Consider the following 26,789-nt stretch of genomic DNA (forward strand, 5'->3'; position numbering starts at 1 on the left):
AGTTCACTATACTCATTCTTTTTTTACAAGCGAAAACATTGTTGACACTTTTACACAATTAAATGGACTTGACTCCTCTACGCTACCTTTTGCTTCTTTTTCCTTTGACTTCGGTCGCATAGAACCTCTCTATGAACCCTTTTGCTTCTTTTTCCTTTGGCTTCGGTCGCATAGAACCCCTCTACGCACCTTTTGCTTCTTTTTCCTTTGGCTTCGGTCACATAGAACCTCTCTACGAACCCTTTTGCTTCTTTTTCCTCCGGCTTCAGTCGCATAGAACCTCTCTACGAGACCTTTTGCCATTTCCCCCTCTGGCTTCGATAGCATAGAACACCTCTACACGACCTTTTGCTTTTTCCCCCTTTGGCTTCGGCCGCATAGAATCACCTCTCTGCGGAACCATCCTCTTCTTTTGCACTCCACACAGTTAAATAGCCTCCCCACTCAAAGAAAAAACGCCGTTTTAGCTTATTCCCTAAACAGCGTCATCCCGAGTAATTCTCTAGTATCTAGCTCTTCTCAACCCTCCGAACCTCTTCGTAAGGCTGCACTACAACAAATCCATCCCCCTCGAACTTCATTTGGATGGACTCGCCGCTTCCTCTTCCAAAGAATGTCTTCAAACTGATATCCGTCTGAAATTCCGGACGAAGATTACCTGACCATGCAACCGTTGCATTGGGATCCGTAATAACAGGCTGTCCTGGTGTAACCCTTAGCGTAAGCGGCTCATAGTGAGTCGTAATGGCAATCATCCCTGTTCCTTCACAACGAACATTAAACAAACCGCCAGCCATTAGCCCAGCGATTTTTTTCATTAGCTTGATCTCCCACTTAATGCTCGGTTCAAATGCGAGCAGATCATTGCCGTTCACATAGATGGATTCATTATTCAAATGTAGAATAATAATCTTTTTGCCCTCATCCGCCAAATACAATTTTCCTTGGCCGCCGGCTTTCATCAACGAGGCACCTTCACCGGTGATCGCCTTCTTGAAAGCCGTACCTAGACCATGCTCCAAAATCCCTTCGCGTTCAAACTTGATTTTTCCATGATAGGCAACCATAGACCCAGCCTTCGCCCAAACCTGACCGTCAAGGTTCACCTCTAGCATTCTAGGAGTCTCCAATTCAAAGAACCCCTCACCCTTATCTACCTGCTCTGTTTTAGTAATAAATTCATTAATCGAATACTTACTCAACCTTTCCCCTCCTAAACATCCGCCTTCTCTTGCAAATTTTACCATACATTCCCTTAAAAAAAATACACCGTTCAAGTAATTTGAACGGTGCTTTCAGTTCTATTTCTGAACCACTAAATGCGCAAAGTGAAAATGATCGAAGGCGTGCAGATCATCCTCTCTATCCGCGAAGTACCATTCTTCAATATTAGCCGGGGACAGATTTTCATAGACTAACATATTGCAATCCTGGAGTTCCAGGTCTAGCGTGAACGGGTCAAAGCCCGTAACCATCGGCTCACCAGTATGAGCCGTAATTTGTCGCAATTGGATTAATTTCTTAGAGGCTAGTTCGTCATTAAATGCAGTATCGTCGAGGTAATCAAAGATGAAAGAACTACCATTCACAGACAGATCAGAAACAGTAGAAAGAAGTTGATAGAAATCTTTTTTCTCCAGGTACATCACCACACCCAGTAAGCTGAAATATGTTAATGTTTGTTCATTGTAGCCGACCTTCATTAACTCATCCCGAAGCGAGTTCACTTTAAAATCAACTGGAACAAATTTTAAGTTTTTCGGAATATCAAGACCCATTTCTTTGAGACGGTTGATTTTAAAAACTTGGGTTGCAGGGTGATCAACTTCATAGATTATAAAATCATCTGGGAGGTTTTCTTGTTGTCTTAATGCAAATGTATCAAAGCCTGCACCCAAAATCACATACTGTCTGACACCTCGTTCAATCGCTGATAAAAGTCCATCCTCAGCGCAGCGAGAACGGCTGACTAATTGCGGCACGGTCTGATTGTTCATAACCCATTGCAATTTTTCCTCAAATGTCTTCAACGTTTCACTTTTTGCCGGAGCAAAAAATACAATTGCATTTGCCCAATTCGTGCTGATCAACTGCTTTTCTTCCTCTTTTAACAGCGTACTGGCTACAAAATCATTAAAAATGGGTTGATTGCTTTGTAAGGCATGATACCCCCTAGCATAGCAGCTGACTATTGCAGTTAAGCTTTCCTTGTTTTTCTCCAAAGAAATTCCCCCTTCCTATAGAAACAAAAAAACTCCCAGCAGGATTCTGCCAGGAGTTTATTATATGACACATTATAGTTATTTACAATAACGTTAAATTATAGCATAAATAAATTATTTTGTCAATAATTTTTATTGATTTTCAATTTCTGGTTCACTTAACTGCCTGACATACTCTTGATTAAAATTACCATTTTGAAAGCCGCTCCCATTTGCAGAATTCATCGTTCTCGCAACTTTCCCCGACTGCTCGTAAGGAATATAGCCGAAATACATACCCGCATTAAATAGGATTCCGTTAGAGAACAGTCCAGTTTGTTCCATAGGACCAGCTTGTGAGAATGAACTCATAGACGAAGCCCATTCAGCAGGCATTTTCAACACCCCATAAGACTTTTTTTGTTCAACTTTCTTTTCCATTTGAATCCTCGGTTCATACCATAGTTGCCTATTAGCACCATGATAGCCTCTATCCCTTATCATATAAAATTTCAATTGATTCACCTGGTCATCCGGATGAAAGTTCCATAAAAAGTAAAACGTAGATGGGTCATTATTGTCTATTTTCCAAACATGCACCTCCCTGTAGTTTCAATGGAAACAACTTTCCACTTATGATATTCCCATTGCCAATAACTCACTCCATACTTACCCTCCTTCGAAATAAAGGGGACAAATCGATGCCGCTCATCTATAGCAATGGAATCCTGAATGACTTTTGGTGAAGCCTCTGGGAAAACACGATGAATCTTCTCAAGTAATTGGTCACTTTTGGGAAACCCAGTTGGTTTCGAAAAATAATACCAATAAGCCAATATACTAGATGCGACAATGACTACAGCTAATAAAGGGAAAATAAATAATCTTTTATTCAATGCTAGTTCCCTCCCATTAACAGTGACTCTTTAGATCGGTAATAGAGCTGCTTTTTCGGCGTAGATACTAACAAACCTTTTCCATCAGCTTCTATGTAAATAACGGCATTAAGATTACTTCCCCATTTAGGTGAAAAATCTATAAGTTGATAAGGAAATTTTTCACTTTTTTTAGTAGATTCCATTTCCATTTCGTTATACCACTCGATTCCATGGTTAGCTGCCGGCTTCATATTATGTATTTGTTTTTGTAAACTTTCCTTATCTAAAGTTTGCTTATTTGCAGAAGGATATGTTGCGATTATGGAAGCATCCTCCACATGAGAGATATAGGTCGAAAGTTCATCTTCCGAGTAAAAAAATTGATGAACTGGTATAGAAAGTAACGTATTTGCTAAAAAGATGTAATTAGCAAAAAAGCCCAGCCAGGCAAATGATCGGTATCTCTCCCATCTTCCTTCCTTTCTTCTTAAAATCAAATACAAAATCCAAACACCTAATGGTAAAATGGCTAGCTTTACCGGGGTATCCACTACATTCCAATTGATAGAAAATGAGAAGAGTCCAATATATGTACAAACAAGAATCTTCAAGACCTTTGATTTCTCAGGTATACGTCTGTAAAGCCGATAGGCAATTAGCCCGATTATGGCCCACGATATAAGTTCAAAAATGAACTCTATTAGATTAACTGAAAAATTATATGAAATATTCATCCATTCGCCTCCCACTTACATAATTCTCCAATAATATACAAATTTCCTTTATTAAAAAGGCAGGAATCTAAACTCCTGCCTTAGAGCTAGTTGCTATTATCACCCTTACCATTTAAGCCATCCAATATTGCTGGTTTTGGCGCCTCGCTACTAAGTAATCCGCTATGGCTGACACCGCTAACCTCAACATTTTTAGCCCCATTCAATATCGAACTGGTATAAGGACTTATGACTTCATCAGTTGTACTATAAATAGAGGTATATTTAACAAAAGCACCTGGAGTCTCATCCCCACTATTTAGGTCCTGTAAGAACTGGCTATCTGGCATCATTTCTCTTGCACCTGTGGTAAAGAAGCCGTAGTAGGCGCTGTTTGTGCCATGATGTGGTGAACCAAGTGTAATCACATCGTTAACCTTGCTGGCTCCATCTAAATTTTTAATATAATATCGGGTGCTCAGGCCGCCCATACTGTGTGCAATAATATCCACCTTAGTAGCCTTCGTTTTTTTCAATACTTGGCTAACAAATTGTGATAACTCATTCGCATTTTGTACATTACTTCCTGTTGTATTCGAAAATTGAATGGCAAATAAACGACTCTCCGGCCAGCCAGCACTAATCAGCCACTGCTTCATCTTATCGAAGCTCGATGTGGAACCAGTATACCCATGGACAAAAATAACGGGATCAACAGTTGGTGTTGTGGTGGTTCCCCTTGCAGCATAAGCGGATTGATACACCCCGAAAACTAAGATAAAAATCGTAAACAAACTCATGACTCTTTTCATAAACAACCTCCCCATTATTAACCAACTAATCTATTAAAATTAGAAACAGTACCTTTATTTATATATTCCAATATTTATATGAAATGTCGGTATTCATTTACTATTTTTTAATATAGGGGAAGTTTTCTGCTTTATAACATAGTTAAAAAATAAAAGCCCCGCTCCAATACTGGAACGAGACTGTTCACAGACATTAATGTTGGTAACTAAGAAACCTTTTATTATCAAGTATCCTTCCAATTTTACCTAATTTTTAAATTTACATTAATGTTGGTAACTAAAAATTGATATGAGGACCTATAGTAACATTAATGTTGATAACTGAAAACTATACTTAAAAAGTATCGAACTAATGATCAATTTGAACAACTTCCCTTGAAAGCGAAAAAAGACATGTTATGTTATCAAGACCTAAATTATAGAAATCCCTAAAAAATAAAGGAGAAAACATATTAGACATAGTATAATATGTTTTCTCCTTGCGGTATTCCATTAAAGGGCGATTATTGAAGAACTAAAATAATTAAAAGGAACTTCAATAATTAGTTACTAAGATACATACAAAAAATGAGTTAATATCTCATGAGATAAACCCATCCGTACCCGCCGTACCCTAGCTGGTCAATTCTTTTATACTCTGAATAACTCACAAAACCTACCATAGTTCATTTCATTTTAATATGTTATTGATAATCAGCGTTTCAGACCTAAAAATTCATCTATTAAATTATCAGGCGAATCATTTATCAAATCACACCAACCGTTTTTCTGAAGATCTTCGTAACAATTGGTCATTATAATTTGTTCACTAAATAAAGGTTGATTTATAAAATAGTTAACATTCTTTTTTTCATAAAACTTATCTATAATCCCCATTTACTCACCTCAAGTGTATAAATTTTCAAATATGTACTCTATTAATCTTTCTAAATCTCTACTTAAAATTTCCTTACTAGTAGCTATCTCTAATCTCTTTAGATATCTTATTAATCTTATGTATACTTCTTTTTGCTTTTCATCATTAATAATTTCGCCAATATCGTTTATGTTAGCTAATGTAATTACATCTTTTTGTGCTAATATTTTTTGCATTTTCTTTAAATGAATATCTTGCAATAACGACGTAACATAAAAGTATCCTGCTCTAACCAGATCATAAAATTCGCCATAATTTTTCGCTTTCTCATACACTTCTTTTTCTAAAAGTAATTTATCATTATATCTTCTTATTAGAAAATCTTTATCCATTAATATATTTTTAGTAATTCGCTTTAACCATTCATAATAACCTATATGTCCATGTACTAGTTTACTGTTAAAAATAACACTATTTTCATATGGCATACCAGAACATGCTGCAAATAAGAATGACTTATAATCTCTGAAAACTATATCAACTTTAATCTTTTTTTCAAGTTGATATTCGGGATTATCTCCTACACTTCTTATTTCCTTTCTTTCAGTGGTAGGATGCCCTAGTAAAAGTACAATAAAATCATAATCATTAGCTGGTTGAGATTGATGTTTTAAAGAGGACCCATATTGAATTATAAGGAAATCATTATATTCAGAATAATTCTCTTTAATTAATTTTTTTATATTTAATACCTTAGAAAGCTCAGAGTTAATAAATTTCCCGCTTCTATCTTTCTTAGTGAAGCTAAGAATATCATCAAATGTTCCTTTCTTTATTTTCTTCATATTAATTCTATTCTTAATAAACACATATGATTTTTTTACAACAAAAAATACTATAGAACCAAAAATGGTGAAAACAAGGATGTTTCCGACTCCAGAAAACATCCATTCTTTATTTTCATCAATATAAGCCCATATATACTCAAATATTGATACAATAAATTCTTTTAAATCATTCATTATTTTCCTCCTTTATTTTCTTAAATTCCACTTCGTTATAAATTAGGGACATATTAATTCTCTATTTTAATTTGCATATAGAATTTCCTTAGCAAATATATTAAATAAAAATAAATTGAAAGCCCCTCTAAGATAAAACAGTATCTTAAAGGGGTATTAATTACAACATTTACAAAAAATAGAAAAAATTTTATATAATATATTACTATCTCATACATTGTATTTCTTTAAAATTCGATAAATAATCTTGTCATATTTTATTAATAGCAAATTAAATAACTCAGGTCTCATTACCAACTCAAAACCTGATCAATAGGTGTTGTTCTCCAAAGTCATTATTAAACTTTTTATATCCTCCTAAACAAATAAACGTTTCACTGAATATTGGCTGTTACAAGACTCATCAAAATACCACCTATCTTAAACGGATGTCTAATATCCTTCTATTTCCTCCATGTTAATTTTAACTTTTAGTGACTTTTCAAATACTTTAGTTAAGGAGATTTTTAAAATTATTCCTTAATTTGGTGTTTAACTCTTCTAAATTTATGGACTTAACTTTGGATAGCAAATAAATAGTTTCTTTAATAGAAGCAATGCTGTAATTATCTTTAAATGATTTAGTAAATGGCCCATCACTTTCTATAAGAATTCTTTCTAATGGAATGGTATTTATTATTTTTTGACCTTTTTCCGTTCTTAACATATTAATATTAACCGAAAAAAAGTAACCATTATTAATTGCCTTTTTTAAATCTGTATTATTTCCGGTGAACCAATGTAAAATAACTTGCCCATTAAACTCCGAACCAACTATTTCTATAACCTTTTTAGCAGCCCCTCTTGAGTGAATACTGACTATTTTATTTCCAATACTATTGCAGATATCTATTGTCCGTTTAAAAACTTCCAATTGTAATTCCTTATAAACAACATTTTCTTTTGAAAAGTCTAAACCAATCTCCCCGATAAACCTGCAATCTTTAATTAATTCATAAAATTTAGGGATTTGTTCAGGAAATTCGCCAACCAATTCTGGATGAAGACCCGCAGCAAATCTAACATATTTACTATTAGGATATCCTTTAATTGCATTCTCATATAGGACTGGCAAATTTGTAACAGCTATTGTATATGATTTATTAATATCAATTTGACGTATAATTTCAGCTGCATTTTTATAAAGGTCGAGATGAACATGACTATCATGATAAAACTGATTCATTAAATTCCCCCAATAAATTTGCGAGTTCATTCATTCCTCTATTGTATACTCCTATAAAGTCTTCTATATTCGAAGTAATAGGCCCTGAATTTTGGATTTTTAAAAAGGATAGTTTTTCATTGAACTTTTCCACACCGATTTTGTATGATAGAAGGTTAGTTTTAGCGGTTGGACCGCTTGTAAAATCTAAATCTCTATAAATGCTCGTATCTGTAATTTTTGCTTTTAGAATCGATGCTCTTCTAATTACACAAGGTAAACAATTCCCGCAATGGGATGTGGCTGTATCACCTTTCATTCTGCCCTGATCAGGATGTGAACACGACATTGTTTCACCAATATTTTCTTTTAAAAATTCTAAATTCAGACATTCTAGGATCATCTCACCTTTTGTAATATATTGGTAGGGATTCTCTATATCAACTTCTAAATTAAGATTATTTATCAATTGTTTTAATAGTTTAATATAATAGGGGTGAGTGGTTCTAGTACTGCTACTTCCTAATCTAGAATTGGTCAATGGAATATTTAAAGAAATCAATCCATTTTCGGGTATTATTAATTTTGTTTTCTTATTCATAGCAGTAGCTAAAACAATTGCATGTGCAAAGAACATAAATGATCGTGTTCTAGTAGTATCTTCAACACCATGCTTAGCACTTGCATAAAATGATTTAAAATTTTTGGGGCTCAAATTATATTTAGAAATTAAACTTGTAGATAGTGCTTTTTGATATTCAATTACTCCCTTGCCTCCTCCATAATGACTTACAAATAAGATGTCAGATGTCTGTTTCTGCTCAAGTAAGTCAATTGCACCTATAAAAGAGTCTAACCCCCCAGAAAACATACAAATCATATTTATGTCTAATTTTTCAGTTGTAGAGCTTTCTATTTTGTTCTTCACCTTTAGTTCAAATTCTGTAAAATCTCTTTTTCTAAATTCGAATTCCCAAGTGTCCCCACTCAGGAAATTCAACATTTCTTCTAAATGATTTTTATTTTCGTTCCATTTTTCAATATCAAGAACCGGTATATAAACTTTTAAATCTCTAGACCAACAATCGTCACCTTTTTCTCTTGATATAATTCTATCCATGCCATAGATAATCAATGATATGTAAAATATATCTAAGCCCCTTGGAGAGAAAAAACTTGGAAAATTGCAGTAGTCGTTATTCCAAAATGTATAAGTAAACATGTTATTATCATAAAGATTATAGTGAATATCTGTTCTATCAACGGTAAAATCATCGTCTTTGTCAATCCTAGCTACTATATTAATTTTACTCATATATAGGCCTCCAATACTTCGTAACAATCTCTATAGATACCCTCAACAATCTGATCAATGTTTTTACTTCTATAATCTAAATTATTAAAACGTACTTGATCTAATTTCACCGCTACTGACTCAGTAATGTATTCTTTCACCTCATTTTCTTTTACTACAGCAATAGAAAGATCATCTGCATATTTCTCAAATCTACTCTGTAAATCTTTTAATAACCGTTCAATTAAATAACTATTTACAAAAGTCTTCATCACTTTATTAATAAGATTTGCATCCATTTTTTCTAAATGGCGTATGTCCATCGCATTTTCTACAAGAAATTCATAAAGTTCCGAGAGAGCTTCCATAGATGCATTTTTTGCGGCTATATCTTCTTTAGAATTTGAATTGCCAGCAACTACATTGACAAGTTCAGAAAATAAAGACTCAACACTCTTTCCATGAAATTCAATTTCTAATTTACTGAGAGTCTTTTCAATCCCCTCAGTTATTATGTCTGATAAAAATTTACCTAATTGAATGGTTGAACTTTTAGCAGCTTTTGCACTCTTAGCTGCGTTAGTCGCACCACCAAGAGCCCTTACATAGTTTCTAGCAATTCTTCCTCTATTTTGTGATCTACCATTTATGAATTGTGACATTGATTTTTTTGTAGCTTGCCACGGAAAATCCAATGATGTTTCTGATGGTTCTTGATTATCAGCATTCTCTTGCTGATTTGGGTCATATTCTTCTTCAAATCCTTCAGGTAATAAAGGATTTTTGTCTTTAGGTCCATTATATATACTTGAAGTCCCCATCTACCCCATTACCCCTCTCGTAAATTTACTTCAATTGCTGTTTGAATTGCAGGATTATCTTCAACCCACTTTTGTTTAATTGAATGAAATGCATTTTGTTGCTTTGTTATCTTAATAAAACCAGAGATAATAGGTACTAATACAAGTGATATTTTTTGTCCTGGTAAAGACTCCAGATCATTTAGCACTTGTGTATGTAGAATTGCTCTTGAGTTTCCAAATTCTAAGAACGACTTTAATAGATTTTTATCAATATTAGTTTCACTAATCATAATAGTAAAGATTCTTTGTGAAATTTCAGTGGCTTCATAATCATTTAATTCTATGGCAAGTTCAATTGCTCTATTTCTCTGAACATCCGACTTACTAATCAATTTCTCATATATATCTTGAGCTAGAGGGCTCAATTTCTTATTTATTGTATTAATTTTTTCAGTTAGTGAATCCCTAGAAAAATAAAAATAGGCTCTTAAATCAACATCTTTTAAAGTTGGATTAAGTTCACACCATCTTTGAACCCATATATCGTCTTTCCATACTTTTAAAGGACTATCATCTCCTAATTCCTTACGTTCTAGTAACATTAAATCATTAGGCTTCCCATTTTCTAAACTTTGTAATTCTGCAAGCTTTTTAAATAAGGAGGGTTTAAAGTACTCCAATAACATTATCTTTGCTAATACTTTTCTATCTAAATTAACTTTTTTGTTCTTTGACATATTCTCACGCATTACCAAAGAGTTCAGGAAACGTTTACAATGTCTTGGATTTCCATTTAATCCTTGTGCCAATACATCAGATAACTGTCTTGCAACAACTATACTATCTTTGAGTTTTTCAGCGATAGATGGATATTTTTCGCTAATTAACTCGTATGTCAACTCAAACTCCAAGAAGTTTTCACTCTTTTTAACTTGCAATAGTTCAATTACTTGTTCGAATTCATCTTTTGTTAATTCTTTTTCAAAGAGTAAACAATTGATATAAAATTCCATCTCTCTATCACTCATTCTTGGAATTCTTATAGGGTATTGGATTATTTTCTCTAAATATTCCTTACCTATGTTAATTTGTTGCCCTTCAATCTCAATAAATTTCTTTTGGACAGCATAAGAAATGTGACGTTCGTCAGCCCCTATTATAAATACAGTTCTACCTGTAAATAAAAAGAGCCTTAAAGCTTCTAATGTGTCCAATATAGTATCGGGGCTACATCGGTCTAATTCATCTATAAAAACTACTAACCTGTTTATTTTAGATTCTTCCAATAACTCGGCAAAGTTCGATTGAAATGCTTTTATATCTTGCCGAATTTCTTTGTTATTAAGTTCATCCTTAATCGAAGTCACTAGCTTTTCTAAATCCATTCCAGAAATTCCCTCAAACAAACTAGGAGCTTTTTCTTTAGTATTTGCTAATACATTTTTAACAGTTAAATCAATTATTGTCCCTACTCCTCCAGTTAAAAGCAAATCTCCAGTATATTTGATTCCATTCTTTACGAGCTTAAATTTGTCTATACTTTTATATAACCCGCTAATACACTTTTTAGCTTTATCAGTAAGCGTTTGATTTTCTCGTATGGTATCTAGAATGGTTCCCATTAAAGCCGTTTTTGCATCTTCATAGCCCTCAAATAACCAACCATTAAAAATTAAACAAACTGTCCCCTCTACTTCTTCAGCTTTTTTCATACTCATTCTAATTAAGCTAGATTTACCGCTCCCCCAATCACCATATACTCCTATACTTGAGGGTAAAAGAGATTCATCAGAAATGAGTTCTTCGATTAAGCCTATAATATGGTCGAAATCTAAATAATCTAATTCCGTTTCACTATCTTTCCACATGTAAAAGTTCACTTCCTATAAAATTAATTATGTCTAATAATTTTATTTGACGCCTATTATTTTCTAAACACTTCCTTTAGTATTTTAAAAAAAGTGGAATTCAATTTTTATAAACTATCTTTGTTTATTTATTTTCTTCCTCAATTTAATTAATTTCGATAAAAGAAGCATTTCCCTCTATAAAAACACGAATTATTTAACACCCCCTGTGATTGTTTGCTTAACAGCATGCTCATAAAAACTAGAAACTTTTATTCTAGAATGGTTGACCACTGGATCCAAATCTATCATTCTTGTTGCATATCCTTAGCCTTAATAACAGTTCCATAATTTTTAACCCTTTAGATACATCTCTTATCCCCTTTTTCTTACCAAAGGATTAATATGCAATATTAGTATTTTTAGATAATAGTTACAATTTCTTGAACCTTATATTAAGAAATTATGATTAAATTTTATGCGTTCGAAACTTATGAGGAATCCCTTTTTGTTTTTTCACTTTCCAAAGAAAATCACCATTTACAAGCACATTTCCTTGCTCTAATATTGTGGCGTATTGGTTCCCACGTGCATCAAATAATAAAAGTTCAAATCGGTAGTCCTTGTTTCCAACACCGTATTCATCAATATCCAATCGTAAAGGATCAGATGAACTGAAACCAACAAATAATTGACCAACTATTTCTGATTTGGGCTGTATTCCTATTTTAAAATCAGCCCCAATCACTTTATCTATACCAAATATAGGATGGTGAGATAATTTCTTACCTTCCTTATTGTGTATGTTCATATAACCTGCAGTGATTGTAATTGGGTTCTCGGTAGTATTTGCTAATAGTACGTCTATCGATGCACAACCCTCCAAGTCATGTACGCCATATAGGGTTTGTTCAAGTAATTTGACTTCAAATACCCCTTTATTTCGATACATAAAATCAAAATCACTCCGTTTTGCTAAAGAGTTTGAACTTCCTTTACGAATTAAGCATAGACCTTCATTTAATTTGTTGTATTTTCGTTTAAGCATATAAGGTTTACTATTTGTATTATAAATTCTAAAAACTCCAATAAGAGTCCCTTCATATTCATATTTGAAATATTCAAACTGGATATCGGGTTCAATGTTACTCAAAATAACCTGGGTATAGTTTGATGAATCAACAAAATCCTCAAAAGTAATGCCCTTAATTTCTTTTCCTTCCGGTCTATCCTTAACCCCAATAATGATGAATTTGTCGCCTTCATGGCGGGAATTGGCCATGGCCATAATGTCAGCAATTAGGTCCATATGCTTGTCTTTCGAATATTGTTTTTCTTTAAAGTCTAGATATTCACATTCATAGCCATGCCTTATCATTTCTTCAATCTTTTCCACACCGTTTCTCCTTAAGTAAATTTACATAAGAGTATAATTCGACAAATTTCACCATTTTCCTATATTTACCTAAAAAATTTTAGTGAATTTTTTGTGAAATATTCAACTCAGTTTTATATGTAAATACAAAAAGGACCCGTATTGGTGTGACCGTCTAGTTAAATGACACACTTAATTGGAAATTAGATTAAACCAATGTCCTTTGACATGAAACTCTACGAACATGATTCTCTTATAAAACTAAGTCAAACTGTATATGGCAAATAAAACAGCACTATGTTTTATGAATATAAAAAGAGCCTTAATATACAAGTAGTGTTTAAAAACTTGCATAATTAATGCTCTTTTTAGTTTATTCCTTGTTTTAGTAAAGCACCCTATAGTTTAAGTACAATTTTTCACAAATCTGTTTGGCCTAAGTAGCTAAAGTCTGTTTATGAATTCTTAATAGATTAACGAGCAATAAATTCCCTTACAATAGAAATTTCATCTAATATTAATTTTCCTGTGACCCCTTGAATACGTACGTCACCCCAGTTTGAGTTTTGTTCTAAAAATTCCAAATCAAAAATTCTTTGCCAACTCTCCTCAATGGCCGTTCTATTGGAAGTATAAAACAAGTGATCCTCGTCTTCATCTATGATGAAATAAGTATTATAAATAACGGAGTGCCATGCCATAAAATCTGACAATAATAATCTGCTATCCTCTATTTCAACTTTCAGAAGCACTCCTCGTTCTCCTTTATTAAGATGCCCATTTCTTCGTAAGTCTGGTTTTTCTGTCCAGAGCCAGATGGGATATTCACCTGTGTATTTAGGAATTTTCTTCTTCATTTGTTGCATCATCCAATTATAAGCATCAATAAAATCTGGCCAAATTTTATTCGGGTCACCACTAAGAAAACCAAGTTGTTTAGCATTTTCCCAAGCATCAAAGGTCTGAATAGTCCAGTATATCCCCATTAATCACTTTTCCTCCCCCTAAAAAAAAGGTGTGCATTTTGAATAAGCACCCTGTAGCTTAATAAGGAAAGGGGTATCGTTCTAAAGATAAAACTAGGCCCTTAAGTTCATCAATATCTTTCCTGTTCCAATTTTCTCTTTCAAATAACCTTATTACTCTTTTTGAAACAGACAGGATTGAATCTCTAACTTCCTTAATTGAACAATTTGCCGTTAGAATGACTTGGCGTTTTACTGCCTCATCCATGCAAAAGCGTAATTCTAAATGTTCTTTATCTAACTTCTTAGCTAAGACAAGTGGGGTGCCGTCCATAAAATCAAACTCAAAAGTTCTTCCGAAATCAGAAACCATTAACCCCTTAATTGAATTAATCCACCAGGATAATATAATAACAACAAAATCAGACCATCCTTCTTCGGGAAAACAACGATGGTAGTCAATAACGAAATATATATTCCCAATAACGTTTTGTCTGTTTTCTAAAGTTTCTAAATCAACTTCAATAGAGATGTGCTGCTTCATCAAAATCATTCCCTGTATATTGATATACATTATAGTTCTCTGCTTGTTTTTAATTAACCTTCTTCAACTCCTGCTCCGTTAGCTCAACAAGAAAAGCGCCGAGGAATGTCGGCTGGATCTTTAACTCTTGCACCCGTTAGCTTAATAAGAGGGAGGATAAATTCTATCCGTATCAGTATCAATAACGAACTCAACCTTAATATCTAAGTCATAAGGAATTTGTTCAAAATTGTGAAGCCTGCAAAACACATTTGGAAGGTCTTTAATCTCGTAGGATAATTCTTTTGCTTGGTGATATTTTTTCTTTAACTGTTGTTTGGAACACTTTTGTCCAGTAAGTAGAACTTGAATAGAATAACCGTCAATTTCAATAATCAAATTTATCACGACTGGTAGCTAATCAGTCTTATAGCTTAGATTTTTGTTAAAGCACCCGTTAATTCAATAAAAAATCAAAATTCATTTCGTTTACTTTTTCTATAAAAAATTCATCAACTAGATTATTATCAAATAAATATTCAGATGTAGTTTTTATATATTTTTGGCAAAGAGAGAAATATTTTATATTATCATCCTTAATGAAATTTTCTTTTTTAAGTTCTTTCATTTCTTTATATGCCCTATTGATAAATAGGATTGTCCCATCATAATTTTCACTCATAAAACAGGCAATAGAATTATTAATGTATGAAACAAAACGATAATATATTGAGTTTCTCCTAAGTGCCTTTTCAGGTAATAAATTACGCTTGTTAAGCTGTTTAAAAAAATTAAATATTATCTCATTGCCCATATTCTCACTCCTCGTATATACATACTGTATTTAATATTCAACTAGGAGATTTCGGTTTCCTTCTTGAACTAAACTGCTCCATTAGTTTAAGAACGTTTCTTCACAAACTACACTATTTTCGCTTATCTCTCAGTCTTACTAGCTTAATAACTATCACAAATATGCCAAATAAAATTCACAAATAGTACTCATGGGCGTTCCACCTTCTTCTTTGAATCATGATATTGTTAAATCAGTCTCACAAATAAAAGTTGTAAGAAGGCGAATTAAATGGAAATCGTTATCAAAATCAAAGAACTTGCTAAAAAGAATAATATATCCATTCGTGAGTTAGGTCGTATATCTAAAATTAGTCACTCTGCCTTATGTAATCTTGCAAACAACAAGAGACAGAGAATTGATTTTGAACATATCAAACGGTTATCAGCAGCTTTAAACATAACAGATATTAGAGAGATAATTGAAATTCGATCTAATGATGAACAAAATTCTAAATAATAAACCGAATACTTTAGAATAAAATTATCGGTGTACAATAGCTGTTGCACACTTTGTTTTTAGTGGTGATTGTAGCAAAAAGTATGGGTGGCAGATATGAAGTAATTCGTAAAAAAATTAGCAAGGAGTAATATAATACCTTAAAAAAATATCAAATGGATGGTGAACGGAATGGATAAACAAATCTTAGAAATCTTATTAGAATTACAAAAGGATATAAAAGAAGTAAATACCAATATTCAAGAGATCAAAGAAACTGTGAACAGAATCGAAGCTAAAATTAAACCATAAAAGCACTAGTAGAGACTAGTGTTTTTTATACGTTTAGGTCATGAGAAAAGTGAACTACCCGGATATATGCTCAGTTAAGTGGAAGTATCAGGCAACAATTATATACGAAGTATTTTTAAATATAAATAAAGCAACGCATCTTGAATGCGTTGCATATTTCACTCTTGCCCCCGTTAGTTAAGTAGCAATCTTATTTCGAAACTAAATTTATGAATCTAACCAGTCCTTCTTGTATATTCCAAAGTTTGTTTCGGCAAATTCCATTGATTCGTCAATAGTGTCAAGAAGGTAGTCATTTTGCACTTCCCAATTCTTATCACACAGAAATAAATAATATCTTTCGTCATTGGTGTATTTTGCAATTGCCATTGCTGTTATAGGTACTTCGATTGTTGAACCGTCTTCTTCTTCAAAAATCATTTTACTTATTTCTTTTTTGGAATCATTTTTAGTATATTTAACAACCATTGCACCGTCTAATTCAGAAGGAATAATATTAATCACAACCTCTTAAGTATTTGAGTAATTTATCAGTCATTGAATAAATTCAATAGTACCCAATATATTTCCTTCTTTAACTCCCTCAGTTTGATACGAATATCTCCTGAATGCTCACTTATTCGCAGGATTTCATAACCCTTGTAATTGGATTTACGGATAATTGAAATGATTTCAGATCATTTGGCTTCGTGAAGGCATAGTTAAATAAAGGAGTCAGCTACCACTCCATATTTTACCATATAATGCACATCTCCACGCCGCCCCTGGAGGCTTTCCCTCCCATGTCTCAACGAGTCAATTGCCCTCTCATTCCTTCGTCATGCCTATCCAAGGGGTGGAGGCCAGTTATGCTAAACTGATGGGTCACAGTGCCCTTTTGTTGAAGAAACCTGGTACTCCGTGCATATTTGAAATCCTACGAATAAGACAACATTCAAAATTTAAGATAACTATTTAACTATTAGACTTTTAGTCATACTGCTTCTATGCTGCTAATGGGATTGTTTCTTTTAATTTATTTGCACAGTAAGATTCGTTTCGCTTAGCTATACCTACAAAAATTCTTGCTAATTTACCGACCAACTTCATGATAGACTTCATTTTCTTCATCTTCTTGACCTTCACATTATATGCATGGATAGCTTTAAACTCAGGGTTATTCATCACAAGGCTCATGGTTGCTAGGTAGAGGAAACGCCGTAGTCTAGACCTTCCCCGTTTTGAGAGGACAATCTGCCCTTTCCATTTTCCTGAACTTGCTTCGGCTAAATGGAGTCCTGCATGGCGTAATAGAGAATTCCCATGAGAAAACCCACTTAGATCTCCAGCCTCTCCCAAAATGCCAGCTAATGAAATTTCACTTATACCTTTAATCATTAGCAGCTTCCTTGCAAATGGTATTTTATTAAGAACTTCTTTAACTTGTTGTTCAACTCTTTCGAGTTGTTTTATGGCGAGGTCATACTCCTCCAGTAATTGTTCTAAATGGAACTTATAAGCGTCCAGTGCTTGTCCAGTTCCAATCGAGGATTTTGCTAGATTGATTAGTAACTGAGCCTTTTTGGGTCCTGGTTGTCGCTGCATTATAGACTTCCATCCCCTCATGACATCTAGAGGCTCAAGGGAAGCTATTTCATTAGGAGTAGGAAACAATCGGAGGGTTGCGATTGACCCTTTACAAGTAACATCTTTAAATACTTGTCTAAGTTCTGGAAACACAATATCTACCCATCTATGGATCTGATTGGTGGAGCTTACGAGACGTTTAACAATCACGTCACGATTAGAAATTAAAACTCTAAGTTTCTCAAAGGATTCAGATGAAGGGCGAACAAAGGAATAATAGCCGTTTTTCACCATATCAGCGATAACGAGTGCATCTTTTTTATCACTCTTTGACTGAGTGTTATCTCGATTTTCCTTGTTTCTCTTTACTAGGTGGGGATTGACTGTTACTACATCATTTTTTGTTTAACAGGCCATTTAGATAGGTTTTTCCAGTAGTGGCCAGTAGGTTCCATACCTACTATTGTGGAATCTAGATTTTTTAGTCTTTTTAACTTTTCAATCCAATTTTGCAGTTTAACAAACCCCTCTTCATTATTTACAAATGTAAGGGGATCTCCGACTACAATTCCACGGAAGTTTACAGCTCGAGCAACGTGAAATTGTTGAGCAATGTCTACACCAACAATAAGATGTGTATCGGAAATTCTTTCTATTAGTTGATTTTGTTTGTCTTGCATTTTAAAATTCATAGTAGGGCTTCCTCCTTAAGAGTTGAGTTAGAGTGGTGTCTATACTCATATCTTACTGAGGGGCTTTATTTTTTTCAAACCTGATAATTAACGATCTACAGGAATGCTAAACTGCTTCGTTACATCAATAAAAAAAGCCGCCAATAATGGCAGCTGTTTAGCACCCGTTTTGCTTAGTGTGGGTTTACTGTTTTATTTTTAATTAATCGTAACACTAATTGTTGTAATAAGATTATAATTCCACCAAACATTAAAATTAATATTGGTCTTTCACTACGTTCAGCATAAACATAAATACCGATGATACCAATAATCAAAATAATTAAACAAGATATCGTTGCCAATAATCTAGCACGTTTCAAGTTTTGACCTCCTATTTATCCATATTAAAGTTAATAATTAATTCGACCCTATTTCGCCTTTTCCTTCTTTCACTAACCCACAGGACATTTTTCCTCTTCAAGTAACCTGCTTCTTTAGCTTAAAGATAAATTCCACAAAAAAAGGCACTAATCCACCTCATCAGGAGTTTATCCTTTCCATATCCAACCAATTATCTTATCCTATAATTAGGAGGTGATAATATGAGTTTTAGAATAAAAGGCTTCGATAAGTTACAAAAGGAATTAAAAAAGATTGAAAGAAATGCTAGGGAGTTGGATGGGCAACATTCCGTTCCGTTAGATGAATTACTAAACGATCAATTCATAGTGAGGTTCTCTAACTTCGCTAGTTTTCAAGAAATGCTTGATAAATCTCCATTTAAAGTTGAAACACCTGAAGACTTCGCTGCTATTCCAGACGATGAATGGGATGCTTATGTTAGTACCAATACCAACTTCTCCTCTTGGCAAGAAATGCAAGAGAAAGCAATTGCAGAATGGACAGCTAAAAAGTTGGGCTTTTAAGGAGATGAATTTATCATCTCTTTTTTTAATAATTTCATTAATGGTCATCATAAACCATCAGGAACCACCTAATTCATCCACATAATGAAAGGAATACTCATTCTTCTTTTTCAGCTAACCTGCCCCGTTAGCGGAACAAGAAAAAGAGCCGCCACCGCATCCCCTTGTTGAACTCTTGCACCCGTTAGGTTAAGTACATTTCTTCACAATTTTGTTCATAGTAAGCAATCTCTACTACTATTTAAACCTCAATAATTCTCTAACTCATTATTTAAGTCCCTTAATAATACATCTATCTGAACCATTACTGAATCTTTATTTGTTGGGAAAATGGATGGTTTAACTCGATCTTTCTTCATTCCAACAAGCCATTCGTCAATAAACTCGTATAAGTCAATTGGTTCAGCTTTGAACTTTTCCCACTCATTAACGGCACATAATTCTGCAAACTCTTTTTTAGGAAAGAAAGGAATCAACATATTTCTATCATCATCCTGTGCTGTTGCCCAATCATCGTCATATAAACCCCAGACCACTTCATAATCAGCTACTTTTTTAATAAAATACTCGTATCTTATATTGGATGGTTGTTTAATTACCGATTCAAACTCTTTTTGATTCATATTCTTTCCCCCAGATACTCCATTTCACAAAGCATTTAATGTATTCTCCAAAAGTGAATAAACACCTTCTTCTTACACTAAGCTGCCCTGTTACTTCAATAAAGAAAAAAGCCACCTTAATTGGCAGCTGGATCTTCAACTCATGCCCCTGTTTTTTAAACAGGATAGTCTATAAATAACCGATTGTTATATCTCCTTCGTGATAAACCTCAATAACATATTTCATTGGTATATATAAATAAGTAACTGAAACTGAAGAAATTGCAATCAAATCATCAAATGCATTTATAACCTTTTGAAATTTGGTTTTTATTACAGGAAAGTTCTCGGAACTCCAGTACACTTCAACATACTCATTTTTGAGTAGGTCAGCAACCTCAGATAAATCAGAAATCAGGTGATGGTTTTCTATTTTGTGCCAATCGATTCGGCTAAATGTTGTAAATGGTACTTGATTTTCAAAGGATTCATAGAGTTCATTACTCTTCTCATTAGAAAAAATAGTCACTTCACTTCCGAGAACTTCAATATATTCATTAAATAAAACTCCATAATTGTTACTATTTATTTTGTCTTGTTTTCGTTTTTGCCGTTCTAAAAGTATTTCTAACCTTTTCTTTCTATCGTTATTTTTCATACACTTTTCACCTAGCTAATTCCATTTAGTATATATATTCTTCATATAAAAAAAAGAAACCTTCTTGCACTAACCTGTCCGTTACTACAATAAGAAAAAGCGATCCTTCATTATTGAAGCATCGACCACTTTAGTTTAAGAACTACCTTCGATGATTGTTTCTTCAAATAAACTTCTGTAATGGTTTAGACTATAATTATCTTCCAAGTATTTAATTCGACTCCAAAAATTATCTTCATCCATTCCGTCGAAATCTTTAATAAGAAATTCGGAGAGATTGTGGAAAGAATGAGCAATATGGAATGCTTCTTTTAAATCATTACTATTTTTGATATCTAAAAATGCTTGATAAATCAAAGTCTTATAAGCATTCTTCCTGTTATCTTCCATAACACCAACTCCAATAATTCGCATTTTGAATGGCAAATATTCAATTTCTAATTGTGCTAACCTGCTTCGTTAGTGCAAAAGAAAAGCTGCCTTAATGCAGCTAATTCAACTTCTTTTACACGTTTTAGCCAATTTACTTTTTCACATTTTCAACATCATTTATTACATTTTTTGCAGTCAATTTGTCTTCACTTAAGGTATGCCCTTCTAGAATAGAGACAAAATATTCACCGTTAGATACTGAAACGTAATTAGGTTCATCTTTAGTCTTTTTAAAATAAATTGTGTATTTATTGCCATTCATTGTGTTTAGTTCAAAAACTGTTTCTGCGGTCAACTGAAAACCTGGTGTAATTTTCTCAGCAAAAAACCCATTGGCTTCCTTTTTTAATTCTCCAACAAAATAAATATTGGTACTCTCTTGGGTTACTAATAACTTGTCTCCTTGTAAAGTAGTAATTAAATCAATACTGCCTGCAACATTTTCAATTTTTATGTAATGTTGAAAAGCCTTTTCTTTAGAAGAGAAATGTTCTATTTTGTCCTTTGATTTAGAAGTAGTTGTATTGCAAGCTACCAATAGAAAAATAGTTAAAACTGCTAGACTAGCTTTAAATTTTTTAATAATCTTTTCCCCCCTATACATTTAAATTGAATCAATTCGCCTATATTACCATCACCTTGAATCTATTGAATATTCGCTACCCATAGTTGAATTCCTTCTTGCACTAAACTGCCCGTTACTTTAAGTACTTTTCTTCACAATATCTTCCTTATTTAGCATAATACAATAACTGTGTTGCTACACAATATGGCCATTTAATAAAAATGAGCGCATTACCTACCTTGTTCAAGGATAGCGCCCGATAATGGAAGATCAAGATAGTGACTACAGCCTTTTGCTCGTTAAACTAACGTTTCCCGTTAGCGTGGTATGGATAAAAATAAAAGAATTATGCATATTAGTTCTTATTGCTAAACATCTAATGTCTTGAGTTCAAATTTTACAGGAAAGGTATACCCCATAGACTTTTAAGACAACAGTTACATACTCTCCATGATGAAAGGTAGAACCTCCTATATCATCTGTATTTTTTGGAGAAATGTGGTATAATTTGTCAGTATTATATATTCAATTAGGGAGGTAGAAACATGGTTAGATGCACAGCTCCAGTAAGGGGACATAGCTCCGCGAGTGCCGCAGAAAACTGTCCAGCATGCAGAGGGCGTTCTCGCGGCTACACTTCGTACTCGTATTCACCCTCGTACTCGCATTCATCTTATTCCCCGTCCCAGACAAGTGGGGGCGGTCGTAGCAGCAGCGGAGGTTCGGTCCGCAGTGTAAAACCGCGCTGGTCAGGAGCAGGTTCGTCCATATTGTACACGCCTGCAGAAGTTCAGGCACTCACACCGGTCCGCAAAAGCGTTGAAGACCTGGCAGAAAAACTGCCTGACCTTCGAGACGTCTTCCTCTGCCATGCGTGGGACGACCGGAAGGGGGCAGCCAAGGAGCTGCACGATTTGCTTCAGTCACTTGGTGTTTCCGTCTGGTTCAGCGAGAAAGATGTTGGCCTCGGTCAGCCGTTGATGCGCACCATCGACAAAGGCTTGGCGAACTCGCGAGTTGGGATTGTGCTGGTTACCCCTGAGTTACTACGCCGCCTCCCAAAAGAGGGCATCGCTGACAAAGAACTTTCAGCACTCCTCGCACGTGATCGGCTCGTTCCGATTGTGCATGGGACAACGTATGAAGCTCTCCGCGAAGTCAGTCCCTTGCTCGGATCGCGAAGCGGCCTGGACACTGCTGAAGAGCCAATGGCAGACGTAGCTGCCAAGCTCGCAGAGCTAGTCGCCCTCTAAGCTCTATTGGTCAACCAAAGTTTGCTGTCCAGATGGGGCTACATGGACTCCGTTACTTGGCGAACGCGGTTGTACCAATGTTTAAACCCAATGCAATTGCATTGGGTTTTTTCTTTGTCGGGAATGGAATAAAGTTTTCGGCAACTGACAACCCCGAGCTAAACTGCTTCGTTAGCTCAAGAAGAAAACGGGCTCGCAGCAGCCATACTATCTTAAACCCTTGAACCCTGATAACTTATGAAGCTCCATTTCTTTTTTTGCACATCTTAGTCTAATTATGACATTGATTTAAATTTGAACAAATTGTGTCTTTTTTCTTAAATGGGATATCCGTACTTCATTTTTTCGTTATACTTTTTTGGTAAATATTTGTAAACGGGAGTTATTCTTATGCTTTCAATGCCAATTTCTGATAAAAAAGGTACCTTACTATTAATAATCAAGTCCTTACGAAAAGAAATGATTCAAGCTGGGTTAAAAGAGGGACTTGCAAGTGAAAAAACAATTGCAATAAGCCAACAGCTTGATGAGTATATAGCAAAATATCAAGTGATATAGTTGGTATTACTTCGTATTTTTAATTGCAACATGATAGTTTAGATGTATTCTATATGATAAATGAATTTAAATCATTGACAGCTACTCCTCTATATACTAGCTGCCAGAATTTTCACTGCCATAACTTGTATTAATCATTGCTTCACTAATTCGTTTGATTAATTCAGGATATAACTCCTCTAGTTTATTTTTTTGTTCATTCGAGCATTGATTATATAAAGACAAAAGTGTACTATTTAGCTTCTCGTCGTATTCATCCTTGTCAAGTGTACCGAATATTCTACATAAAGCTACCCAGGATATTTCAAAGGTATTTTTCATTTTGGCGTAATCTCCTATTTATTTTTTAACCCAAAAGGATTGACTTCTCAATACAATCAAAAATTGATTACAATACATCTTGGAACTCCAACTGCACTGTCTTTGTTGTAACACCTCCTCAACAAAATCCTTTAAGTTCCATCTTTTCCTATTCTTCCCCAAGGTTCATATCTAAAGTTTCCATTTCTATAAATAAGGCAATAATTCCTCCAATACAACTGAAAAAGAGGAAATTATTTTGTTACTATCAAAAGCCTGGGAATTATATGAATCGGATAAAAGGATTGAAGGATTCTCCCCCCAAACTTTAAAAGCATATAGGCTTCAATCAAAGCTACAAATCGAATACTTTAAGGATATGAATATTGGATCAATGACGACTGAACAGCTAAAAGGATACTTATCAATATCCAATGAATACCTCAAGCCATCAGTTTTTCTCATCAGATACGGTTTATTAAATCAATATTTCGTTGGTCCCACGAGGAGGGGTATATATCCAAAAATCCAGCTGTGAAAATCAAAGAACCTAAACAAGGGAAACGGATACCAAAATTTTTAACGGAGAGAGAGATTGAACATTTGAGGGAAGCATGTTTTACTCCAATGGAAAAGCATTATTTGAATTTATGTTTCAACAGGTTGTAGAATAGGTGAAATTGTTACTCTAGATAAGAATTGTATTAATTGGTCAAATCTTTCAGCCATTGTCCTTGGAAAAGGAGACAAGGAGAGAGAGGTATACTTTAATATAAGATGTGAAATCTGGCTCAAGCGAACTTAGACTTCCGGTAGGATAAAGACCCTTCTATTTTTTTTACTGAACGGCAACCACATAGAATGAGCATCGGACAACAGAGATACATCATAAAACGTATATCAAGTCAGGCAGGGATCAACAAAGAAATTCATCCACACCAACTACGCCATAGCTATGCCACGCATCTATTGAACAACGGAGCTCCTATTGATGTGATTCAAAGTTTACTTGGACACGAAAAAAGCGAGACCACTAGGGTTTATGCTCAATTAAGTGGAAGCATTAGAAGAGAATTTTATAGAAAATATTTTTAGGGAAGAATGGCAAAAAGCAACGGATATTCCACTGCCTTTATGCTTAAGTTAGGATCAAAAGGAATTGCACAAGTCCATAAAAAAACAGAGGATATTATACACTAATATCCTCTACATACGTATGCTCTTCTTTCGTTGGGTAACTATGGATTTCATTGGTAATTACCTCTTTTAAACTCTCTGCGAACTCTTTTTTTAATCCTGCTGCACGAATTACTTGCCATTCTTTAATCGATGCATTAGTTTTTCTTAGCTCCCTGACTACATTCTTGATTCTTCTTATCTGAAATTTTTCCACCGTTTCTATACTTTTATTGACAATTACCAGTGTTTTAGGGAGCCGATCTAAATATTTTAGAAACCACGCCAACTTACCTAGTCTTCGACCTATTTCATTCCTTGTTACTCTGGTTAAATTATCTTTTTCAGAGAGGATGGTATAAACAATTGTTTCTACCTTCATTGCTATTTCTTCATCTCGTTTTTTCCAATTCACTCTTAGTAGGCCATTTAATGGAATATTCCTTTGTTCACTCAATGGATAATTGTCTTTTAACCACTCTCTATCATTACGGTATAACCAGATGAATAGTCTTGGACTTATTGCTCTTAATTCTGTAATAGTTTTACCAACGTTGTTTTTCAGGAGTATCGCCCATTCACTTCTATAGTTTTTAAATTTTATGGTATTATCATTTAGGGTTATATTTATTTGTTCATCAACTCGTCTGTTTAAATTTCTTTTTATTGTCTTTGGATCCACGCCTAACAGTTTTGCCATCTTCCGCAAAGATAATTTTTTTTGTGCCAACTCAGCTAACTTATCTTCCCATACTCTACCAAATTCTTTTATCCGACCAATTTTATATCTGTCCTCATTTGTTTTATCTGGCCCTTTTCTAGAAAAAACAAATCCACACGAACAAGAAAATGTGCCGATAGGATGGCCTGTTTTATAATCCCTGGTAATGTCACATGAAGTTACGACAGGTTTTTGAAAATGTTCCGCTGCTTTATTTAAGCAAATCCAAGGTCCATCTCCAAACGAGCTGTAGGAGACAGTCTCTATTTGGTTAACGATTTTAGGAACTGTTTCCCCTAAGAAGCCCAAGAATAAAATATGTCTTAAAGGATGACAACATATTTCAGGTTTTCTTAATAACTTATGTAGCCACGTATCTTCTCCCGATTCAACATAACAGCTTAAACTTTGAAGTAACTCTTCTCCATAGTATTTGCTGAACGAACTGATTAACTCCTTCCATCTAATCCTTCCTTGTACAGACGTCATCCCCATTTCCTGCACTTTTGCTACATAATATTTCTGTAATTTCTTTAATTCCAAAGGTTCAATTTTGTTATTTAGTAGGTAATATGTCTGTTCAGCAATAAATAAATAATGTTCATATGCATTATTTGTAATGACATCTTTAATGGATTCCCTCACATTCAATCCTAATTCAATTGGGACGAACTCCTGTTTATGTTTTCTTTCAGAATACCTAACAACGGAATCTATTAACCATGTTTTATGTTTGGGGCATATTTTCACGCCTTCACCTTGATGTGTCCTATGCCAAAAAGCCTCTCCGTTAGTTTTTATTTCTTCGGTAACACACTTATAACAATATTTAAGATACTCATTACTCTTGATATTACTAGCAACCCTTCCTAACTTCATAAAAATGGATATTCCATTATCTTCACTCATCACCCTTTCCAGCTCTCGATACCTATCTTTTTGGAGAAATGGGGCGTAGTAAGGCAGCATTGTATGTTTATCAATAAAAAAACTTGGATTATTTATTTTTGTTTGAGGTAGCCTTTGACACAACATTTGTAAGTTTGCTGGGATGGTTGTTGATGCACAAACAGTTTTTACACCATATATATCCTCAACCGAATGCTTTGGATTTTCATTACCTGAGCATTGATGATATCTCGCAAACGCACTATATAATAATTCATCTTCATAAAGAAAAGGAAAGGATATCATATTATTATCACTCCTAGAGTAAGTATTGATATCCTTCCCTATTTTTATGGTTTTAAGAACCTCATTAT

At 34.1% G+C, this 26,789-nt stretch carries 29 protein-coding genes and 3 pseudogenes; 6 read left to right on the forward strand and 26 right to left on the reverse strand.

Annotation, left to right across the window (positions count from 1 at the left end; genetic code table 11):
- Positions 1 to 509 precede the first annotated feature (509 nt).
- From AC3A54_RS24370 to AC3A54_RS24450, 17 genes are all read right to left on the reverse strand, one after another.
- On the reverse strand, positions 510 to 1,202 hold the full coding sequence (locus AC3A54_RS24370) for an AIM24 family protein (RefSeq protein WP_487656534.1): 693 nt from the start codon (positions 1,200 to 1,202) through the stop codon (positions 510 to 512).
- A 99-nt stretch (positions 1,203 to 1,301) separates the two neighbouring features.
- Positions 1,302 to 2,222 carry a class I SAM-dependent methyltransferase gene (locus tag AC3A54_RS24375; protein WP_487656535.1) on the reverse strand — a complete coding sequence of 307 codons (921 nt, stop codon included), beginning with the start codon at positions 2,220 to 2,222 and terminating at the stop codon, positions 1,302 to 1,304.
- Positions 2,223 to 2,354: 132 nt separating this feature from the next.
- Entirely contained in the window at positions 2,355 to 2,717 is a 363-nt protein-coding gene (locus AC3A54_RS24380) for a hypothetical protein (protein ID WP_487656536.1), read from the reverse strand.
- A 65-nt stretch (positions 2,718 to 2,782) separates the two neighbouring features.
- The gene (locus tag AC3A54_RS24385; RefSeq protein ID WP_487656537.1) at positions 2,783 to 3,097 is read right to left on the reverse strand and encodes a hypothetical protein; all 315 of its coding nucleotides are present in this window, start codon (positions 3,095 to 3,097) and stop codon (positions 2,783 to 2,785) included.
- A 2-nt stretch (positions 3,098 to 3,099) separates the two neighbouring features.
- On the reverse strand, positions 3,100 to 3,813 hold the full coding sequence (locus AC3A54_RS24390; protein ID WP_487656538.1) for a hypothetical protein: 714 nt from the start codon (positions 3,811 to 3,813) through the stop codon (positions 3,100 to 3,102).
- An 86-nt stretch (positions 3,814 to 3,899) separates the two neighbouring features.
- Complete coding sequence (locus AC3A54_RS24395) at positions 3,900 to 4,604, reverse strand: esterase/lipase family protein (protein ID WP_487656539.1); 705 nt, start codon at positions 4,602 to 4,604, stop codon at positions 3,900 to 3,902.
- Positions 4,605 to 5,297: 693 nt separating this feature from the next.
- On the reverse strand, positions 5,298 to 5,480 hold the full coding sequence (locus tag AC3A54_RS24400) for a hypothetical protein (protein ID WP_335544746.1): 183 nt from the start codon (positions 5,478 to 5,480) through the stop codon (positions 5,298 to 5,300).
- 9 nt (positions 5,481 to 5,489) lie between these two features.
- On the reverse strand, positions 5,490 to 6,482 hold the full coding sequence (locus tag AC3A54_RS24405; protein ID WP_487656540.1) for a hypothetical protein: 993 nt from the start codon (positions 6,480 to 6,482) through the stop codon (positions 5,490 to 5,492).
- A 490-nt stretch (positions 6,483 to 6,972) separates the two neighbouring features.
- Entirely contained in the window at positions 6,973 to 7,707 is a 735-nt protein-coding gene (qatD, locus tag AC3A54_RS24410; protein WP_487656541.1) for a Qat anti-phage system TatD family nuclease QatD, read from the reverse strand.
- On the reverse strand, positions 7,688 to 9,001 hold the full coding sequence (qatC, locus tag AC3A54_RS24415; protein WP_335548836.1) for a Qat anti-phage system QueC-like protein QatC: 1,314 nt from the start codon (positions 8,999 to 9,001) through the stop codon (positions 7,688 to 7,690). The genes qatD and qatC overlap by 20 nt, the downstream gene beginning before the upstream one ends.
- Positions 8,998 to 9,801 carry a Qat anti-phage system associated protein QatB gene (qatB, locus tag AC3A54_RS24420; RefSeq protein WP_487656542.1) on the reverse strand — a complete coding sequence of 268 codons (804 nt, stop codon included), beginning with the start codon at positions 9,799 to 9,801 and terminating at the stop codon, positions 8,998 to 9,000. Before qatB ends, qatC begins: the two co-directional genes overlap by 4 nt.
- An 8-nt stretch (positions 9,802 to 9,809) precedes the next feature.
- Positions 9,810 to 11,651: a KAP family P-loop NTPase fold protein gene (locus tag AC3A54_RS24425; RefSeq protein WP_335548834.1), complete on the reverse strand. Its 1,842-nt coding sequence runs from the start codon at positions 11,649 to 11,651 to the stop codon at positions 9,810 to 9,812.
- A gap of 448 nt (positions 11,652 to 12,099) precedes the next feature.
- On the reverse strand, positions 12,100 to 13,026 hold the full coding sequence (locus tag AC3A54_RS24430; protein ID WP_487656543.1) for an AlbA family DNA-binding domain-containing protein: 927 nt from the start codon (positions 13,024 to 13,026) through the stop codon (positions 12,100 to 12,102).
- Between the two features lie 452 nt (positions 13,027 to 13,478).
- Positions 13,479 to 13,991, reverse strand: coding sequence for a DUF3841 domain-containing protein (locus AC3A54_RS24435; RefSeq protein ID WP_487656544.1), 513 nt, complete (start codon positions 13,989 to 13,991; stop codon positions 13,479 to 13,481).
- Positions 13,992 to 14,049: 58 nt separating this feature from the next.
- A complete protein-coding gene (locus AC3A54_RS24440) occupies positions 14,050 to 14,544 on the reverse strand; it encodes a hypothetical protein (RefSeq protein ID WP_335545072.1) in 495 nt (164 codons plus the stop codon).
- A gap of 111 nt (positions 14,545 to 14,655) precedes the next feature.
- Positions 14,656 to 14,901, reverse strand: a complete 246-nt coding sequence (locus tag AC3A54_RS24445) for a hypothetical protein (RefSeq protein WP_487656545.1) — start codon at positions 14,899 to 14,901, stop codon at positions 14,656 to 14,658.
- A gap of 49 nt (positions 14,902 to 14,950) precedes the next feature.
- On the reverse strand, positions 14,951 to 15,307 hold the full coding sequence (locus AC3A54_RS24450; protein ID WP_487656546.1) for a hypothetical protein: 357 nt from the start codon (positions 15,305 to 15,307) through the stop codon (positions 14,951 to 14,953).
- Between the two features lie 270 nt (positions 15,308 to 15,577).
- Here AC3A54_RS24450 and AC3A54_RS24455 point away from each other — a divergent pair, with 270 nt between their 5' ends.
- Together AC3A54_RS24455 and AC3A54_RS24460 are read left to right on the forward strand one after the other, a co-directional pair.
- On the forward strand, positions 15,578 to 15,805 hold the full coding sequence (locus AC3A54_RS24455) for a helix-turn-helix domain-containing protein (RefSeq protein WP_487656547.1): 228 nt from the start codon (positions 15,578 to 15,580) through the stop codon (positions 15,803 to 15,805).
- 324 nt (positions 15,806 to 16,129) lie between these two features.
- Positions 16,130 to 16,215: pseudogene (locus AC3A54_RS24460) on the forward strand (integrase); the annotation flags it as partial.
- 88 nt (positions 16,216 to 16,303) lie between these two features.
- Here the strand turns inward: AC3A54_RS24460 and AC3A54_RS24465 are convergent.
- From AC3A54_RS24465 to AC3A54_RS24475, 3 genes and pseudogenes are all read right to left on the reverse strand, one after another.
- Positions 16,304 to 16,600 (reverse strand): hypothetical protein, encoded by a 297-nt coding sequence (locus AC3A54_RS24465; RefSeq protein ID WP_487656548.1) that lies wholly within the window; start codon positions 16,598 to 16,600, stop codon positions 16,304 to 16,306.
- Positions 16,601 to 17,080: 480 nt separating this feature from the next.
- A pseudogene (locus AC3A54_RS24470) lies at positions 17,081 to 18,354 on the reverse strand (IS110 family RNA-guided transposase).
- 173 nt (positions 18,355 to 18,527) lie between these two features.
- Positions 18,528 to 18,716 carry a hypothetical protein gene (locus AC3A54_RS24475; RefSeq protein ID WP_487656549.1) on the reverse strand — a complete coding sequence of 63 codons (189 nt, stop codon included), beginning with the start codon at positions 18,714 to 18,716 and terminating at the stop codon, positions 18,528 to 18,530.
- A 222-nt stretch (positions 18,717 to 18,938) separates the two neighbouring features.
- Here AC3A54_RS24475 and AC3A54_RS24480 point away from each other — a divergent pair, with 222 nt between their 5' ends.
- Positions 18,939 to 19,262 (forward strand): hypothetical protein, encoded by a 324-nt coding sequence (locus tag AC3A54_RS24480; RefSeq protein WP_487656550.1) that lies wholly within the window; start codon positions 18,939 to 18,941, stop codon positions 19,260 to 19,262.
- A 248-nt stretch (positions 19,263 to 19,510) separates the two neighbouring features.
- Here AC3A54_RS24480 and AC3A54_RS24485 read toward each other — a convergent pair whose 3' ends face one another.
- The 4 genes from AC3A54_RS24485 to AC3A54_RS24500 all read right to left on the reverse strand — a co-directional run bounded on the left by AC3A54_RS24485 (position 19,511) and on the right by AC3A54_RS24500 (position 21,558).
- Positions 19,511 to 19,885: a DUF2750 domain-containing protein gene (locus AC3A54_RS24485; RefSeq protein ID WP_487656551.1), complete on the reverse strand. Its 375-nt coding sequence runs from the start codon at positions 19,883 to 19,885 to the stop codon at positions 19,511 to 19,513.
- 169 nt (positions 19,886 to 20,054) lie between these two features.
- Positions 20,055 to 20,522 (reverse strand): CDI toxin immunity protein, encoded by a 468-nt coding sequence (locus tag AC3A54_RS24490; RefSeq protein WP_487656552.1) that lies wholly within the window; start codon positions 20,520 to 20,522, stop codon positions 20,055 to 20,057.
- A 135-nt stretch (positions 20,523 to 20,657) separates the two neighbouring features.
- Entirely contained in the window at positions 20,658 to 20,912 is a 255-nt protein-coding gene (locus tag AC3A54_RS24495; RefSeq protein WP_487656553.1) for a hypothetical protein, read from the reverse strand.
- A gap of 133 nt (positions 20,913 to 21,045) precedes the next feature.
- A complete protein-coding gene (locus AC3A54_RS24500; protein WP_487656554.1) occupies positions 21,046 to 21,558 on the reverse strand; it encodes a hypothetical protein in 513 nt (170 codons plus the stop codon).
- A 731-nt stretch (positions 21,559 to 22,289) separates the two neighbouring features.
- On the opposite strand from AC3A54_RS24500, the gene AC3A54_RS24505 reads away from it, so the two are divergent.
- Together AC3A54_RS24505 and AC3A54_RS24510 are read left to right on the forward strand one after the other, a co-directional pair.
- A complete protein-coding gene (locus AC3A54_RS24505) occupies positions 22,290 to 22,772 on the forward strand; it encodes a toll/interleukin-1 receptor domain-containing protein (RefSeq protein ID WP_438825647.1) in 483 nt (160 codons plus the stop codon).
- Between the two features lie 390 nt (positions 22,773 to 23,162).
- Positions 23,163 to 23,330: an aspartyl-phosphate phosphatase Spo0E family protein gene (locus AC3A54_RS24510; protein WP_335545067.1), complete on the forward strand. Its 168-nt coding sequence runs from the start codon at positions 23,163 to 23,165 to the stop codon at positions 23,328 to 23,330.
- A gap of 96 nt (positions 23,331 to 23,426) precedes the next feature.
- On the opposite strand, the gene AC3A54_RS24515 is transcribed toward AC3A54_RS24510, so the two are convergent.
- The gene (locus AC3A54_RS24515) at positions 23,427 to 23,651 is read right to left on the reverse strand and encodes a hypothetical protein (RefSeq protein WP_335545066.1); all 225 of its coding nucleotides are present in this window, start codon (positions 23,649 to 23,651) and stop codon (positions 23,427 to 23,429) included.
- Between the two features lie 238 nt (positions 23,652 to 23,889).
- On the opposite strand from AC3A54_RS24515, the pseudogene AC3A54_RS24520 reads away from it, so the two are divergent.
- A pseudogene (locus AC3A54_RS24520) lies at positions 23,890 to 24,725 on the forward strand (tyrosine-type recombinase/integrase).
- Between the two features lie 94 nt (positions 24,726 to 24,819).
- On the opposite strand, the gene AC3A54_RS24525 reads toward AC3A54_RS24520, so the two are convergent.
- Entirely contained in the window at positions 24,820 to 26,721 is a 1,902-nt protein-coding gene (locus AC3A54_RS24525; protein ID WP_335545063.1) for a TnsD family Tn7-like transposition protein, read from the reverse strand.
- Positions 26,722 to 26,789 lie beyond the last annotated feature (68 nt).

This window comes from Neobacillus sp. Soil_C_43 (assembly GCF_057656715.1).

Coding starts and splice junctions, on each gene's coding strand:
- AC3A54_RS24435 (WP_487656544.1), bottom strand. CDS start 13,991: ATGGGGATATACTGGACTATTCAGACCTTTGATGCTTGGGAAAATGCT.
- AC3A54_RS24440 (WP_335545072.1), bottom strand. CDS start 14,544: ATGTATATCAATATACAGGGAATGATTTTGATGAAGCAGCACATCTCT.
- qatD (WP_487656541.1), bottom strand. CDS start 7,707: ATGAATCAGTTTTATCATGATAGTCATGTTCATCTCGACCTTTATAAA.
- qatB (WP_487656542.1), bottom strand. CDS start 9,801: ATGGGGACTTCAAGTATATATAATGGACCTAAAGACAAAAATCCTTTA.
- AC3A54_RS24490 (WP_487656552.1), bottom strand. CDS start 20,522: ATGAAAAATAACGATAGAAAGAAAAGGTTAGAAATACTTTTAGAACGG.
- AC3A54_RS24455 (WP_487656547.1), top strand. CDS start 15,578: ATGGAAATCGTTATCAAAATCAAAGAACTTGCTAAAAAGAATAATATA.
- AC3A54_RS24515 (WP_335545066.1), bottom strand. CDS start 23,651: ATGAAAAATACCTTTGAAATATCCTGGGTAGCTTTATGTAGAATATTC.
- qatC (WP_335548836.1), bottom strand. CDS start 9,001: ATGAGTAAAATTAATATAGTAGCTAGGATTGACAAAGACGATGATTTT.
- AC3A54_RS24395 (WP_487656539.1), bottom strand. CDS start 4,604: ATGAAAAGAGTCATGAGTTTGTTTACGATTTTTATCTTAGTTTTCGGG.
- AC3A54_RS24500 (WP_487656554.1), bottom strand. CDS start 21,558: ATGTATAGGGGGGAAAAGATTATTAAAAAATTTAAAGCTAGTCTAGCA.
- AC3A54_RS24485 (WP_487656551.1), bottom strand. CDS start 19,885: ATGAATCAAAAAGAGTTTGAATCGGTAATTAAACAACCATCCAATATA.
- AC3A54_RS24400 (WP_335544746.1), bottom strand. CDS start 5,480: ATGGGGATTATAGATAAGTTTTATGAAAAAAAGAATGTTAACTATTTT.
- AC3A54_RS24450 (WP_487656546.1), bottom strand. CDS start 15,307: ATGGGCAATGAGATAATATTTAATTTTTTTAAACAGCTTAACAAGCGT.
- AC3A54_RS24480 (WP_487656550.1), top strand. CDS start 18,939: ATGAGTTTTAGAATAAAAGGCTTCGATAAGTTACAAAAGGAATTAAAA.
- AC3A54_RS24405 (WP_487656540.1), bottom strand. CDS start 6,482: ATGAATGATTTAAAAGAATTTATTGTATCAATATTTGAGTATATATGG.
- AC3A54_RS24390 (WP_487656538.1), bottom strand. CDS start 3,813: ATGAATATTTCATATAATTTTTCAGTTAATCTAATAGAGTTCATTTTT.
- AC3A54_RS24495 (WP_487656553.1), bottom strand. CDS start 20,912: ATGGAAGATAACAGGAAGAATGCTTATAAGACTTTGATTTATCAAGCA.
- AC3A54_RS24425 (WP_335548834.1), bottom strand. CDS start 11,651: ATGTGGAAAGATAGTGAAACGGAATTAGATTATTTAGATTTCGACCAT.
- AC3A54_RS24525 (WP_335545063.1), bottom strand. CDS start 26,721: ATGATATCCTTTCCTTTTCTTTATGAAGATGAATTATTATATAGTGCG.
- AC3A54_RS24510 (WP_335545067.1), top strand. CDS start 23,163: ATGCTTTCAATGCCAATTTCTGATAAAAAAGGTACCTTACTATTAATA.